Genomic DNA, 14,629 nt, shown 5'->3' with positions numbered 1-14,629 from the left:
GTCTGAAAAAAGTGCTTAAGTCGGGCTAATGAAAGCACAAAGAAAAAAGCTTAGAAGCTTCTTTGAAAGAAGTCTAAGCTTTTTAAATCTTTGGTAGAAAACGACTACTTCTTCGAGCCAGCGATAATTTGCTCCACCACCTCTGGATTCAGTAGGGTGGAGATGTCACCAAGATTAGAAACATCACCCTCCGCAGCTTTTCTAAGTATCCGTCTCATGATCTTTCCTGACCTTGTTTTTGGCAAGCCTGGCACAATCTGAATCTTATCAGGCTTTGCAATCGGCCCAATGATCTTGCTTACTGTTTCACGAATTTCGTTGATAAGGTTTTCTTCCGTTCTGTTCGACATGTCGGCAATAACAAAGGCGTAGATGCCCTGGCCTTTTATGTCATGCGGATAGCCAACCACTGCTGACTCTACCACCAGAGGGTGCTCGTTGATGGCATTTTCCACCTCTGCTGTTCCCATTCTGTGTCCGGATACATTAATGACATCATCTACCCTGCCCAGGATGCGGTAGTAGCCGTCTTCGTCTCTTTTTACGCCATCACCTGTGAAATAGAGTCCTGGGTAAGTACCAAAGTAGGTCTGTCTGCACCTTTCGTGGTCGCCGTAGGTGGTGCGCAACATGCCAGGCCACGGGAATTTAATGCATAGATTGCCTTGCACACTTTTGCCAGTCAGCTCTTTGCCATCAGGGTCAACTATGATGGGCTGAATGCCTGGAAGTGGGAGGGTGGCATAGGAAGGCTTGGTAGGTGTTACGCCGGGAATCGGAGAAATCATAATACCACCGGTTTCGGTTTGCCACCATGTATCGACAAGGGGGCATTGATTTTTGCCCACATGGTCGTGGTACCAGTGCCAGGCTTCTTCGTTGATGGGCTCGCCTACGGAACCTATTACTTTCAATGAATCAAGCTTGTAGGGAGCCAGTGGTTCCAATCCGTACGCCTGGAGAGCCCTGATGGCCGTTGGGGCAGTGTAGAACTGGTTCACCTGGTATTTGTCTATTATTTCCCAGAAGCGGCCCGGATGTGGGTAGGTGGGCACGCCCTCGAACATCAGCGTGGTGGCTCCTGCCAAAAGCGGACCGTATACTATATAGGAGTGTCCAGTGATCCAGCCAACGTCCGCAGTACACCAGTATATATCACCAGCACTGTACTGAAATACGTTTTGGAAGGTGTATTGTGAGTAGATCATGTAACCACCGCAGGTATGCACCACGCCCTTGGGCTTGCCGGTGGATCCGCTGGTGTAGAGAATGAATAGCAGATCCTCTGCATCCATTTCCTCTGCCTTGTTTTCCTTCGACACGCTCTCAATGGCCTCGTGCCACCATAGGTCTCTTCCAGGCTTCATGGTGACAGCAGACCCGGTTCTTTTGAAAACGATGACCTTCTCAATGGTCGTCGTTTTCTCTATGGCCTCGTCTACCACACCTTTCACATCGATGGCTTTATTGCCCCGGAAGTTTCCATCGGAAGTAAGAATCATTTTTGCCTCACAATCATTGATTCGGTCGGCCAGCGAAGTGGAACTGAAGCCTGCAAAAACCACTGAATGCACGGCACCGATTCTGGCGCATGCCATCATGGCAACAGCTGCCTCAGGCACCATAGGCATATAAATAATAACCCTGTCGCCCTTTTTTACACCATTCTTTTTCATGGTGTTGGCAAACTGGCAGGTCATCTCGTACAATTCCCGAAGGGTAATGACCCTGTTTTTTTCTTTTGGGTCGCTGGGCTCCCATATAATGGCAGGGTGGTCACCCAGTGTGAAAAGATGTCTTTCAAAAATATTTTCAGTAATGTTGAGCTTACCATTGCGGAACCATTTGATAGTGGGTTTGTGAAAGTCCCACTCCACTACTTTGTCCCATTTCTTCCGCCAATAAAAGTTTTCAGCAATTCTTGACCAGAAAGCCTCCGGCTCATTCACACTCTTTTGGTACTCGTGAATATACCCGCTGAGGGTTTGTATTTTATCCGTCATCTCAATTCCCTTTCTGTATGGTATGTGTTACAAAAATCTATCGGTTCAAGTTACCCAAAAGTAAAAACGTTCACAACCGCAATGCCTCAAATGGATGAGTAAATTGTTGGCGCACACATTAGCTGTGTGTAGCACCTCCGGCGCCTCTCGGGTAACGGATACTTTCCACCATTTCCTGCACATCTTCCGGAGGTGCCGGTGTAAACCGTGAAACAACAAGTGAGACAGCAAAGTTGACGAACATGCCCGCAGTGCCAAATCCCTCTGGAGAAATGCCAAACCACCAGTCGGCCGAGGTCGTTGGCCCACCTATCCAACCCAGCTTGTATCGCATCATGTAAAACAGGGTGATGCCCAGGCCGGCGATCATGCCTGCGATGGCTCCCTCTTTGTTCATTCTTTTGTAGAAAATGCCCATGATAATGGCCGGGAAAAAGGATGCGGCTGCCAGGCCAAAAGCCAAGGCGACAACTGCTGCCACAAAGCCGGGGGGATTGATGCCGAAATAGCCAGCGACTATCACAGCCAGCAATGCCGCACCTCTGGCAAACCAAAGTTGGTTCTTGTCGGAGAGGTCAGGAGCAATTTGTTTTTTGATGAGGTCGTGAGCGATAGACGTGGAGATCACGAGTAGCAAGCCTGCTGCAGTTGATAAAGCAGCTGCGAGCCCGCCTGCTGCTACCAGGGCAATGACCCAATTGGGGAGCCGGGCGATTTCAGGATTGGCGAGCACCATGATGTCTGGGTCGATGGTCAGTTCGTTGGTGTTGGCATCAGCCCCATAGGTAACGATGCCGTCATTGTTTTTGTCGTCAAACTTGATGAGCCCGGTCGTTTCCCAATTCGAAAACCACTCGGGTAGACTGCTGTACTCTTTGTTGTGGACGGTGGAGATGAAGTTAGTTCTTGCAAAAGCTGCTATGGCTGGTGCGGTAGTGTAGAGAATAGCGATAAAGATAAGTGCATAGCCGGCCGAAATTCTGGCGTCTTTTACTCTTGGAACGGTGAAGAACCTTACGATCACATGGGGAAGCCCAGCGGTACCGACCATGAGAGCGGCCGTAATAAATGTCAGGTCAATCATGGTCTTTTTGCCTGTGGTGTAGGCGGCAAAGCCCAATTCCTGATGCAGGCCATCTAGTTTGTCCAGAAGGTAGGTGCCATCAGAAAGCTCGCTGCCAAAGCCTAGCTGGGGAATCGGGTTGCCCGTCATAATCAGGGAAATGAAGATAGCGGGCACCATGTAGGCAAAAATCAGGACGCAATATTGGGCCACCTGGGTGTAGGTAATGCCTTTCATGCCACCCAGAACGGCATAGATCAAAACTATGCACATGCCAATAATAACACCGGTATTGATATCCACTTCCAGAAAACGAGCGAAGACAATGCCCACGCCTCTCATTTGGCCGGCAACATAAGTAAACGAAACGAACAGGGCGCAGATAACAGCCACAGTTCTGGCGAGGTTGGAGTAGTACCTGTCGCCAATAAAGTCAGGCACTGTAAACTTGCCAAACTTCCTTAGGTAGGGCGCAAGCAAGAGTGCAAGCAGCACGTAACCGCCTGTCCAGCCCATGAGATAAACAGTGCCATCGTAGCCCATGAACGAAACTAGTCCGGCCATTGAAATGAAGGAGGCTGCTGACATCCAGTCGGCGGCAGTGGCCATGCCATTGGCGAGCGGCGAAACACCTCCTCCGGCCACATAGAATTCTTTGGTGCTGCCGGCCCTCGACCAAATGGCGATGCCGATGTAAATAGCGAAAGTGAAGCCTACGATAATGTAGGTCCAGGTTTGTACATCCATTTTCTAAGTAGGTTTAAGCAGGTTATTTTTCGTCAACGTCGTACTTCTTGTCCAGCTTGTTCATCCAGCGAACGTACAAAAAGATGAGTACGACGAATATGTAGATGGAGCCTTGTTGGGCAAACCAGAAACCGAGTTTGAAGCCACCCAATCTCACAGTGTTAAGGGTGTCGACAAAGAAAATCCCGAAGCCAAACGACGCAAGAAACCAGATAATGAGAAGTATAGAGAGGTAGCGGAGGTTTCTCTGCCAGTATTGTTTGTGCCATTTGTCTTCCATCAGCGAATTTGTTTAGAGTGTTGAGCTTAAGTTGAGTGTATTATTGGACACTCCAAACAGTAAGGTACTAAAACAAGTCAAATAATGTAATGGAGATGGGTATTAGTGGTTGCTTTTACTTGAATTAGCTGGCAACTACCGATCTTGATTACCCGGTAGGTCGATAGAATAACTCCCTTCTCCCTCCGTGGTAGCTTATAGATCAATTGTTCTCCAAAGCGCTATTGAATGTTAGTTGAACTGGGTCAGAACCATCCTGATTAACTATCCATAGAGTACCCTTTTCAGAATCTATGATGTCGTAATTGTAATGTGTGTACACGATTCTTCCGTCGGGGGAAAATGAAAAGTTGCTGGCGCCTGCCGTGGTGACTTGGGTAAAAGATTTTCCCTTGGAGTCGGTTGCCACAACTTGCATACCGGCCACCGGATTGAGTGAAATAAAGGCTAATATTTTACCATCATATGAATATCTCGGCCACCTTTCGTCGTAATCATTAGTTGTAATTCTGCATAAATTACCTCCCGAAGAGTCCATTTCGAAGACTTCGGTGCTGCTAAGCCCATTGCTTACGGTATAGCGGTAGTGAACAATATTAAAATTTGGACCCCAGTACGGGCTTCTTGCAGCGTCCTTTTCAGGGTTAAGTGCTATTCTCCTTTTTGAGGAGCCGTCGCTACGCATCTTCCAGATATATTTCGAGCCGGTTGGGCTTTCTGCATCCGAGTCAAATGCGATCCACTCGCCGTCTGGACTCCACGTTGGAAAGAAGTTTCTACCCTTCTCTGTCAGCTGCTCCACCCGGGCAGTATCAAAGGCTTGACCATCAAATGCCATCTTGAATATCTGGGCACCTCTTCCGAACACTATCCATTTACCGTCGGGGCTCCATGCCGGGCTAAGAAGGGGATAAGTTATTACTCTCCTTTGGTTAGTACCGTCAACATTAACTAACCAAAAACCAGCCGAGTCGTATTCAAAAATATATTCAGCATGTGGACTACATTTTGATCCAGTTTTATACCTAACTTCTTTAATTGGGATATAATTAAAGCCAATCAGGGCTTCATTAGGGTGCCAAACAGGATTGTCGTAAGGTGGTGGAGGAATATCGCCATAGGATATGCATAGTGGCGAACCTTCAGGGTGACAGCCAAAAAGGAATAGCCATGTCGGCAACAGATATGAAAAAGCACACCATTTCATTTTGAATCAAGGTAGTGACTTTAGAGGCTCTGCCTCTGTTAATATTTTACCTAAAGTCCTTAAAGAAGCCTTTACTCCTCATTTCCCTTGTCCATCAGCAGCTTTCTCAGCTCAATGGTGCTCACGATGTCTTCATCGGCACCCCGGTTGCGTTTGATTTGGTCAATGTACTGCTTCTCTTTTTCCTTCAGCGCAGTAACTAACTCATACTCGTTGGCATATTCTACAAAGGCTGTGTCGGGCGACCAGAACTTGATAAAGTCGTCAACCTCGGTGGTCAGCAATGAGGTGTTGGTAGTTACGTACCTGGGGCTTAGACGATTTTTCACAAAATACTCGTAACGAGCCACCTGGTATTCTTGCTTCCTTATTTTGTCCAGCTTTTTCAACTGCTGATACTCGCTATTGAATTGAGCAGCAAGTAAGGTCAAAGCGCCCGTTAAGCCAACCGATACGCCTGCACCCCCGGGGCCCATGCTTAGGCCAGGCTTATAATAGCCAGGCTCCAGCTCTTTTTCTTTGAACTTGTCATATGGAATCCGCTCGTGGTCATAGAATCCTTCCATGGGCATTTTCCCATAAATAGTGATGCCTTGCAGCTCCACAGGATCCTGCGACATATAAATAGTGTGCTCTATTTTTCTGCTGGCGGGAATATCAGTAAACAGGAAAAAGCGTGTGGCATACCCAATGGAAGAAATAACGAGTGTATCTCCTCTTTGGAGCTGAATAGTGAATTTACCCTTTTCGTCCGAAACCCTGAACCTTTTGTAGTCCATCGAATAGGCATGGGCGAAGGGGACAGGTACCGTGTCATTTTTGTCAAGCAACGTGCCTTCTACAACAAAAGTATCGTTGAAAATGCCCTGAGACCAGGCAAAAGAACTGCCTGCCAGGAAGAAAATGACCAATATGAGGTGCTTTTTAATCAACCTTTTCTTGAATGAGCCTCAAAGATAATTAAAGTCTTGGGCATTGATGCGCATTCAAGACCAGCGATTTGAACGATTGGTTGTATTACATCAGCGCTTCTGATATCATGGCAACGATGCCACCTATGATGATGGTCAAGTTTTTCTTCCATCCATGATGGTGTTTGGGGCTGCTTTCAAAGAAGATGGTGGTGGAAATATGGAGAAAGTTGCCACTTACAATCGCAAATAAAGCCACCGACCCAGACTCGGAAAGTAGAAGCTGATCTTTCAGAATATTGCTGACAATCAGGCCCAATGGGGATGCAATGGCAAACAGAACTAGTAGCAATATGGCCTTTTTGCTTTTACCCATGAAGTAGCCCAGAACCGACATAAGGGCAAAAGCGGCAGGTATTTTGTGCAAAAGAATGCCAACAAGCAAGGTCCATGACTCATGCTCTCCATGGATAACTCCAGGGTGTGCCAAAACTGTTCCTTCCAAAAAGGCATGCACACAAAGAGCGATCGTGATAGAATAGGGCGCTAATCCGGATTGGTTTTCCGGCGAATGATCGTGACTATGGCCATGCTCAACCCCAGTGGTGAAAAACTCCAGAAAGTGTTGCATGAGAAAACCCGCCAGCACCAGCATGCCAATATGTTTGCCATCCGTGGAAGACTGCATAATCTCAGGCAGAATATGTATGATGGTGATGGAAAAGAGGTAGGAACCTGCAAAAACCAATGCAAGCTTATAGCTGGCTCCTGCAGGTTTTGAAAAGAACAGAGAGGCAAGCCCACCCGCCAATGTCAAAATAAACAGAGAGAGAATGCTAATAACCATTGGGTGCGGGTAAGCTAAAAATGAAAGACTTGTCTATTTCTTTTAAGCACATTTGCCAGCAAAAATTTTGTCAGGTATCGTTACTAAATACCGAAAGTACGCAAAAGGTTCAATGCCTTAAAATTTTCCGTTACAGGTAGCTGCTACTGGGATACAGAATTGCTTGCTTCAGGAAACAGCAGATAGCGCACATTTGCTTTAATGCCAGAGGTCACAATTGTATGTATGTCGCCACCGTCTCCGCTGTAGATAAGTATGGCGTCCAACTCCTTGTGTGCTTCAAAAAGCGTGACAGCCTTTTCCACTCCCATTACCATACAGGCGGTGGCCAGAGCGTCTGCTGTCATGCAATCCCTGGCAAAAACTGATGCACTTAGCAGGGAGTGCTGAACAGGCCTGCCACTCACGGGGTCGATGGTATGGGCATATTTTTTTCCATCCACTTCATAAAAGTTTCGGTAGTTGCCAGAAGTGGCCATCGCTCTGTTGTCGAGGCTCACCGTCGCAGCAATATTTTCATTGGTAATATCCAGCTTCGGGTTGTCTACGCCAATGAGCCAGGCTTCGCCGTTTTCATTTTTGCCACGGCAGGTCACTTCACCGCCTATTTCCACCATATAATTACTGACGGACTTAGAAGCCAGAAAATTTCCGACAAGGTCAACAGCATAGCCCTTGGCAACAGCGCTGAAATCGAGGTACATGCCCGAAACCTCCTTGACTGCGTAAGCAGAAGTGAATCGTATCATGTCAAACCCGACAAAACTGAGCAGGGAATCCACTTTTGCCGTGTCGGCGGAAGGTTGTTTGTTAGGGCCAAAACCCCAGGCATTGACCAGAGGGCCAACCGTTGGGTCAAAAGCTCCACCTGTCATTTGATATACCGATTTGCTGGCTTCCAGCACGGGAAACATCAGCGGAGATTCAAATGTCAGCGAGTCGGCTTTGTTGAATCTTGAGATCTCTGAATCTGCCACGTAGGTGGAGAGAGATTGATTGAATGCCCGCAGCAATGAGTCTACCTGGTTTTGGTACGACACCCCGTCAGCAGAAATATATTTCACATGGTAGGGTATTGGGCCCATGGTTGTTCCCTGCAGCATTATTACTTGGGTTGACGAGCTGTTTCTCCTTACAAACACAACGATAAATAGTGCGATGACAAATAGTAGAGGCAGAATTCGCTTCCTGACAAAAGGATCCATTGACAATCAGTTTTTAGGCTCGCAAGTTACAGTTAAAAATCTTGAATGACTGAACAAAGGGCTGCGAACTATCCACTTAAGAATGCGATTCGTTAACTTAGCGCAAATCCTCAATTGAGTATGAGAGAAGACTACCTCCGCAGCGACGACGAACAAATGAGCTCCACCGAAAAGGAGATAGAAAAGGCATTGCGCCCTTTGAATTTTGGTGATTTTACCGGGCAGGAGAAGGTGGTTGAAAACATCAAAATATTTGTCAGTGCCGCCAAGCAGCGCAACGAGCCTCTGGATCATGTTTTGCTTCATGGCCCCCCTGGCCTGGGTAAAACCACCCTTTCGCACATCATTGCCAATGAGCTCCAGTCGAATATAAAAATTACCTCCGGCCCGGTGCTTGATAAACCCGGCGATCTGGCAGGTCTGCTGACCAACCTGGAACCTTACGACGTACTTTTTATAGATGAGATTCACCGGCTTAACCCAGTGGTGGAGGAATACCTTTATTCTGCCATGGAGGATTATCGGATTGACATCATGCTTGATTCAGGCCCTAACGCCCGGAGTGTGCAGATTACGCTCAGCCCTTTTACGCTGATTGGCGCCACTACCCGATCCGGCCTGCTGACCTCGCCACTGAGAGCTCGCTTTGGCATCAATGCGAGGCTCGAGTATTATGACGCCAAGCTTTTGACACAGATTGTAAAGCGTTCATCTGACATCCTGAACACGCCGCTCGAAGAGGACGCCGCCTACGAAATTGCCCGCCGAAGCCGTGGTACGCCCCGGATTTCCAATAACCTGCTCCGCCGGACGAGAGACTTTGCCCAGATAAAGGGTACAGGAACGATCACCATGCCAATTGCGGAAATGGCATTGAGGGCACTCGATGTTGACCAGAACGGACTGGACGAAATGGACAACAGGATACTTTCTACTATCATTCATAAATTCAGCGGCGGCCCCGTTGGCCTCAGCACTATTGCTACCGCTTGCGGCGAAGAGGCCGAAACCATCGAGGAAGTGTACGAGCCTTTTCTGATCCAGGAAGGGTATATCAAAAGAACGGCGAGGGGACGAGAGGCCACGCCTATGGCTTACAAGCATTTAAAAGTACCCCTTCCCGGAAGATCAGGTACCCTGTTCGATGAATAAAAGCGGCGTTTAATATGCCCACTCACACAGTTTCAAAAAACACACAGATAGTTAAAGCCATAGCCAGCGAGCTGGGTTTTTCCTTTTGTGGTATAGCAAAGGCTGAATTTCTAGCCGAAGAGGCACCAAGGCTGGAAGAATGGCTGACGAGGGGCTACCAGGGAAAAATGGGTTACCTGGAGAATCATTTTGATATGCGGCTAGACCCCACGAAGCTGGTTCCCGGTGCCAGAAGTGTAGTTTCGCTGGTCTACAATTATTACCCAAAGACGAAGCACGAAAGCGAGGATAACTTCAAAATTGCCAAATATGCTTACGGGCAGGATTATCACTTTGTGGTAAAGGAAAAGCTCAAGACATTCTTTTCAACTATACAAAAGCAGATTGGGGAAGTGGAAGGCAGGGTGTTTGTGGACTCAGCTCCTGTGCACGAGCGTGCTTGGGCTGCCAAAAGTGGACTTGGCTGGGTTGGCAAAAACAGCTTGCTGCTGAACAAACAAATGGGCAGCTTTTTCTTTTTGGCGGAGCTCATCATTGACCTGGAGCTCGAAGCTGACGGCCCCATGAAGGACTATTGTGGCACCTGCACCGCCTGTCAGGATGCCTGCCCTACTAATGCCATTCCTGAACCCTATGTCGTTGATGGGAGCAGGTGCATTTCTTACCTAACCATTGAGCTGAAGGAGAGCATTCCAGCGGAGTTTAAGGAAAAAATGGAAAACTGGGTTTTTGGATGCGATATCTGTCAGGATGTCTGCCCATGGAATCGGTTTTCGAAGCCCCATCATGAAGATGCCTTTGATCCACAGGGCTGGGAGAGTTTTACACGGGGTGAATGGGAGGAAATGACAGAGGAAACGTTTGGCAGGGTATTCAGGAAGTCGGCGGTGAAGAGAACTAAGTTTGCAGGCCTGAAGAGAAATATACAATTTGCGGGAAAAAAGTAAGGGACAATTTCTTGTCCCTTCGGTGGTTAATGTTATAATTTGACTTTGCTGAATTGTTTGTTAAGGATTAACTGATACATCTTTCCAAATTGCTCGTAGCACCAATCCCGGAAAACGAGTAGCTCATCCGGTACCAACGCCTTAATAGCTTTTTTCAATTCCTTTTCGAAAAGAAATTTGTCAAAGCTAACTTTACTTAAGATTGTTTTAAAGTACTCTAACATGGGCATTCTTGTTCTTAACATAACATACAGTCGTTTTCAATCGTTTAGACTTTACGTCGGTTTTAAGTACGTCGAACTTAAAAAAATGTTGGGTAATTGGCAAAGATTTGTCCTACTTTTAATGAAATCTTAATCTGGAAATAGATTTAACATAAAATACAATTTTATGCATTTGAAATCGTTTGCAAAGACCAGTTTTTTGATAGCAGCTGCGATGCTTCTGATATTAGAAAAATCCTATTCTCAGGAAATTTCTATTGACCTGGGGCCTTCAGAAATGGCTCTCAATCAATATTTTACAATTACGGTTACAGTTCAAAACGACCGTCTGAGAAGCTACGATGAATTTCCTGAAATTTCAGGATTTGTAAAAAGAGGCACCTCTTCTTCCACATCTACTAATTTCATTAACGGAAAAATGAGCTCTACCCAGAGCATTACTCAAAATTATGCCCCTCAGAGGGAAGGCAGTTTTCGCCTCCAGCCATTCACCATTACAGTAAACGGAGAAAAGTTCAAATCTGATGGTCAAATCATCAAGGTGGGCCCCCCGGTCAATGCCAGGAGACAGCAGGCAGACCCGTTCGGCATAGACCCATTTGAGGACTTCTTCGGGCGAAAAAGCACACCAAATGAGTTTGTTGATATTAAGGACGAAGCTTTTTTGGCTCTCACTACCGACAAAGATGAGGTGTTTGTCGGGGAGGGCTTTACGACTACCCTTGCTTTTTATGTCGCCGAGGAGAACAAGGCGCCGCTGCAGTTTTATGAGCTTGGCAAGCAGCTGACCGACATTGTGAAGAAAGTAAAACCTGCCAACACCTGGGAGGAAAACTACAACATTGAAAATGTGCAGAAGGAGCCCGTAACTATCAATGGAAAGCGGTATTCGCAGTATAAACTTTATCAGGCTACTTACTACCCGCTCAACCTCGACGACATCAAATTTCCCTCTGTGGGTTTGGAGCTGATTAAATACAAAGTCGCAAAGAACCCCACATTTTTTGGACAGAATAGGATGGAGGACTATAAGACCTTTAGTTCCAAGGAAAAGGTGGTGGCCGTCAAAGACCTTCCGCCGCATCCTTTGAAGCAAACCGTGCCGGTGGGTAAATACAGGCTGCAAGAAGAAATTAGCAGTACGGAGTTGAACACTGGCGACAGTTTTAATTATTCATTCATAGTAGCCGGGGAGGGAAATATCTCTGCCATCAATAAGCCTCAGGTGGCGCAAAGCAAAGCTTTTGACTTTTACGACCCCAACGTAAAACAAAGTGTGAACAGAAATAACGGCAAGGTGAGAGGCACAAAGACTTTCAGTTACTTTGGTATCCCCAATGAGCCCGGCGGGTACAAACTGTCGGACTACTTCCAAATGGTGTTCTTTAACCCCGAAGAGGCCAAATACGACACACTTAAATCGAGAGTGGAATTGGTAGTGAAAGGAGAGAGCCGTAGAAATGAATATATTTCATCCAGCGACCTCGGCTCTTTTTATGATAGAATTGGTCTGGAAGAAAATACCCTTGTAAAACTTTCAAGTGCCGGCTCATCACGTATTTTTGCCAACGTTTTTATTTTAATTATGTTAGCGCTTACCGCTGCATTGTACGTGAAAAGAAAATAGATGGGAAGCTCATTCGGGAAGCTCTTTAAAATATCCACCTTTGGTGAGTCGCATGGAAAAGGTATCGGCGCAGTGCTGGAAGGCTGCCCGGCAGGGCTCGAAATCAACGAAGACTTTATTCAGGCAGAACTAGACCGGAGAAAGCCTGGTCAGTCAAAAATCACTACTCAGCGCCAGGAGGGTGACAAGGTGGAACTTCTTTCAGGAATTTTTGAAGGGAAAGCAACCGGAACACCCATTGGCATGGTGATTTATAATGAAGATCAGCGTAGCAAGGACTATTCCCATATTGCTGAAAAATTTCGGCCATCCCACGCCGACTATACTTATCAGGTTAAATACGGTGTAAGAGACTACCGGGGTGGTGGGCGAAGCTCTGCAAGAGAAACTGCCGCCAGAGTTGCCTCCGGGTCAATAGCAAAAATGTTTCTGAAAACTCTTGGCATTGAGTGCTACGCCTATGTATCGCAGGTCGGCAGTTTAAAGCTTGAAAAATCTTATCAGGAGCTGGATCTCGGAAAAATCGATGACAATATAGTGCGTTGCCCTGATGGACCAACTGCCGAAAAGATGATCGATCTGATTGATGAGGTAAGAAAGAGCAGAGATACCATTGGAGGGATTGTCACCGGTGTCATAAAAGGAGTGCCTCCAGGATTGGGAGAACCTGTTTTTGAGAAATTACATGCGGAGCTGGGCAAGGCCATGCTAAGTATCAATGCCGTAAAAGGCTTTGAGTTTGGAAGTGGTTTCGAAGGAATTACTATGAGGGGGTCGGAACACAACGACGTTTTTTATAAGGATGGTGATACCGTTAAAACGAAATCTAATCACTCAGGTGGAATACAGGGGGGCATTTCTAACGGAGAAGACATATTTTTCAGGGTAGCCTTTAAACCCGTGGCAACCATTATGACCGATCAGGAAAGTGTGGACGTGCATGGTGATACCACTACAGTGACTGGTAAAGGCCGCCACGACCCCTGCGTAGTGCCAAGGGCAGTGCCAATTGTAGAGGCAATGTCAGCACTTGTTATAGCCGACTATTATTTGATCAACAAAACCGTCCGACTAACATGAGTAAACTGAAAGCGATTCCTTTACATACCAAAATACTTATAGGCCTTGTTTTGGGCCTGGTGTACGGTATGGTAAGTATTCAAATGGGCTGGTCGGCCGAGTTTACTGTTGATTACATCAAGCCTGTTGGGACAATCTTCGTGCGGTCTCTTAAGATGATCGCCGTACCACTTATTCTTGCTTCTCTTATTATTGGCGTGGCCAACATTGGGGATATCTCCAAGCTTTCCAGAATGGGTGGGAAAACACTCGGAATATTCCTGATTACAACCATCATTGCCACATCACTTGGACTTTTCCTTGTGAATACGATCAAGCCCGGCAAGAAGCTGCCGATGGAGACCCGTGAAAGCCTGATGATGCTGTATAATTCCACCGCCGAGAGCAAAGCGTCGGTGGCGGCTCAAATTAAAGACAGCACGCCACTTCAGCCGCTGGTTGATATGGTGCCGGAAAATATTGTACAGTCTGCAACAGACAACGGAAGTATGCTTCAGGTAGTGTTTTTCGCTATCATTTGCGGTATTGCCTTGCTCCAGGTACCGAAGAACAAGGGGGCAACGGTGATTGCTTTCTTTGACGGATTGAATGAAATCATTATCAAGATAGTCGACTATATTATGATAGTGGCACCGTATGGTGTCTTTGCCTTGATAGCATCGCTTATAGTAGAAATTGCCGGTGATAGTCCCGAAAAAGCATGGGAATTGCTGAAGGCTTTGTTATGGTACTCAATGACAGTGCTGGCAGGGCTTCTCTTGATGATGACGGTAGTTTATCCAATTCTGCTAAAGCTATTTTCCAAAATCAAATACAAAGATTTTTTCAAAGGAATGCGCCCGGCCATGTTGCTTGGCTTCAGCACCAGCTCAAGCTCTGCCACTCTCCCGGTTACGATGGAGCGGGTGGAAAAACACCTGGGTGTATCTGAAGAGGTATCCAGCTTTGTACTGCCGCTTGGTGCCACTATTAACATGAATGGCACTAGTCTTTATCAAGGAGTGGCAGCCATATTTATTGCGCAGGCACTGGATCTAAATTTGACCATTGCCCAGCAGATTATGATTGTGCTCACTGCCACGCTTGCAGCGGTAGGCTCGGCGGGTGTGCCAGGTGCAGGCATGGTCATGCTTGTTATTGTATTGGAATCTGTTGGCATCCCAACAGCAGGAATAGCGCTCATTGTAGCTCCAGACAGAATTTTGGATATGGTGAGAACGATGGTCAATTTAACCGGTGATGCGGCAGTGGCGGTTGTTGTGGCCTCCACCGAAGGGGAATTAGATCCTGATCTGACAAGGGATAATATTCTTACTCAAACGCCCTCGTAAATTAG

General features: G+C 46.7%; 12 protein-coding genes. 5 read left to right on the top strand and 7 right to left on the bottom strand.

Features of this window, described 5'->3' with window-relative positions:
- Positions 1-104 precede the first annotated feature (104 nt).
- The 7 genes from acs to AAC052_RS08475 all read right to left on the bottom strand — a co-directional run bounded on the left by acs (position 105) and on the right by AAC052_RS08475 (position 8,263).
- Positions 105-2,003, bottom strand: a complete 1,899-nt coding sequence (gene acs, locus AAC052_RS08505) for an acetate--CoA ligase (protein ID WP_339812525.1) — start codon at positions 2,001-2,003, stop codon at positions 105-107.
- Positions 2,004-2,121: 118 nt separating this feature from the next.
- On the bottom strand, positions 2,122-3,813 hold the full coding sequence (locus tag AAC052_RS08500; RefSeq protein WP_339812523.1) for a sodium:solute symporter family protein: 1,692 nt from the start codon (positions 3,811-3,813) through the stop codon (positions 2,122-2,124).
- A 22-nt stretch (positions 3,814-3,835) separates the two neighbouring features.
- Entirely contained in the window at positions 3,836-4,093 is a 258-nt protein-coding gene (locus tag AAC052_RS08495; RefSeq protein ID WP_317489352.1) for a DUF4212 domain-containing protein, read from the bottom strand.
- A gap of 202 nt (positions 4,094-4,295) precedes the next feature.
- Positions 4,296-5,300, bottom strand: coding sequence for a hypothetical protein (locus AAC052_RS08490; protein WP_339812520.1), 1,005 nt, complete (start codon positions 5,298-5,300; stop codon positions 4,296-4,298).
- 71 nt (positions 5,301-5,371) lie between these two features.
- Positions 5,372-6,211, bottom strand: a complete 840-nt coding sequence (locus AAC052_RS08485) for a carboxypeptidase-like regulatory domain-containing protein (protein WP_339812518.1) — start codon at positions 6,209-6,211, stop codon at positions 5,372-5,374.
- Between the two features lie 106 nt (positions 6,212-6,317).
- Positions 6,318-7,058 (bottom strand): ZIP family metal transporter, encoded by a 741-nt coding sequence (locus AAC052_RS08480; protein ID WP_339812516.1) that lies wholly within the window; start codon positions 7,056-7,058, stop codon positions 6,318-6,320.
- A 143-nt stretch (positions 7,059-7,201) separates the two neighbouring features.
- Positions 7,202-8,263, bottom strand: a complete 1,062-nt coding sequence (locus AAC052_RS08475) for an FAD:protein FMN transferase (protein WP_339812515.1) — start codon at positions 8,261-8,263, stop codon at positions 7,202-7,204.
- 120 nt (positions 8,264-8,383) lie between these two features.
- Here AAC052_RS08475 and ruvB point away from each other — a divergent pair, with 120 nt between their 5' ends.
- From ruvB to AAC052_RS08450, 5 genes are all read left to right on the top strand, one after another.
- Positions 8,384-9,415: a Holliday junction branch migration DNA helicase RuvB gene (gene ruvB, locus AAC052_RS08470; protein ID WP_339791088.1), complete on the top strand. Its 1,032-nt coding sequence runs from the start codon at positions 8,384-8,386 to the stop codon at positions 9,413-9,415.
- A gap of 14 nt (positions 9,416-9,429) precedes the next feature.
- Complete coding sequence (queG, locus tag AAC052_RS08465) at positions 9,430-10,362, top strand: tRNA epoxyqueuosine(34) reductase QueG (RefSeq protein WP_339812511.1); 933 nt, start codon at positions 9,430-9,432, stop codon at positions 10,360-10,362.
- Positions 10,363-10,752: 390 nt separating this feature from the next.
- A complete protein-coding gene (locus AAC052_RS08460; protein ID WP_317489358.1) occupies positions 10,753-12,213 on the top strand; it encodes a BatD family protein in 1,461 nt (486 codons plus the stop codon).
- Positions 12,214-13,293 carry a chorismate synthase gene (gene aroC, locus AAC052_RS08455; protein WP_317489359.1) on the top strand — a complete coding sequence of 360 codons (1,080 nt, stop codon included), beginning with the start codon at positions 12,214-12,216 and terminating at the stop codon, positions 13,291-13,293.
- Positions 13,290-14,624 (top strand): dicarboxylate/amino acid:cation symporter, encoded by a 1,335-nt coding sequence (locus tag AAC052_RS08450; RefSeq protein ID WP_339812507.1) that lies wholly within the window; start codon positions 13,290-13,292, stop codon positions 14,622-14,624. Before aroC ends, AAC052_RS08450 begins: the two co-directional genes overlap by 4 nt.
- Positions 14,625-14,629: the final 5 nt, after the last annotated feature.

This window comes from uncultured Imperialibacter sp., assembly GCF_963974565.1.
Lineage (GTDB): Bacteria > Bacteroidota > Bacteroidia > Cytophagales > Cyclobacteriaceae > Imperialibacter > Imperialibacter roseus.
This window is presented reverse-complemented; position numbering and strand designations above follow the sequence as displayed.

Bases quoted from the DNA above. Each gene is read 5' to 3' on its own strand.
- AAC052_RS08460 (WP_317489358.1), top strand. From the start codon at position 10,753: ATGCATTTGAAATCGTTTGCAAAGACCAGTTTTTTGATAGCAGCTGCG.
- AAC052_RS08490 (WP_339812520.1), bottom strand. From the start codon at position 5,300: ATGAAATGGTGTGCTTTTTCATATCTGTTGCCGACATGGCTATTCCTT.
- aroC (WP_317489359.1), top strand. From the start codon at position 12,214: ATGGGAAGCTCATTCGGGAAGCTCTTTAAAATATCCACCTTTGGTGAG.
- AAC052_RS08500 (WP_339812523.1), bottom strand. From the start codon at position 3,813: ATGGATGTACAAACCTGGACCTACATTATCGTAGGCTTCACTTTCGCT.
- AAC052_RS08480 (WP_339812516.1), bottom strand. From the start codon at position 7,058: ATGGTTATTAGCATTCTCTCTCTGTTTATTTTGACATTGGCGGGTGGG.
- acs (WP_339812525.1), bottom strand. From the start codon at position 2,003: ATGACGGATAAAATACAAACCCTCAGCGGGTATATTCACGAGTACCAA.
- queG (WP_339812511.1), top strand. From the start codon at position 9,430: ATGCCCACTCACACAGTTTCAAAAAACACACAGATAGTTAAAGCCATA.
- ruvB (WP_339791088.1), top strand. From the start codon at position 8,384: ATGAGAGAAGACTACCTCCGCAGCGACGACGAACAAATGAGCTCCACC.
- AAC052_RS08495 (WP_317489352.1), bottom strand. From the start codon at position 4,093: ATGGAAGACAAATGGCACAAACAATACTGGCAGAGAAACCTCCGCTAC.
- AAC052_RS08450 (WP_339812507.1), top strand. From the start codon at position 13,290: ATGAGTAAACTGAAAGCGATTCCTTTACATACCAAAATACTTATAGGC.
- AAC052_RS08475 (WP_339812515.1), bottom strand. From the start codon at position 8,263: ATGGATCCTTTTGTCAGGAAGCGAATTCTGCCTCTACTATTTGTCATC.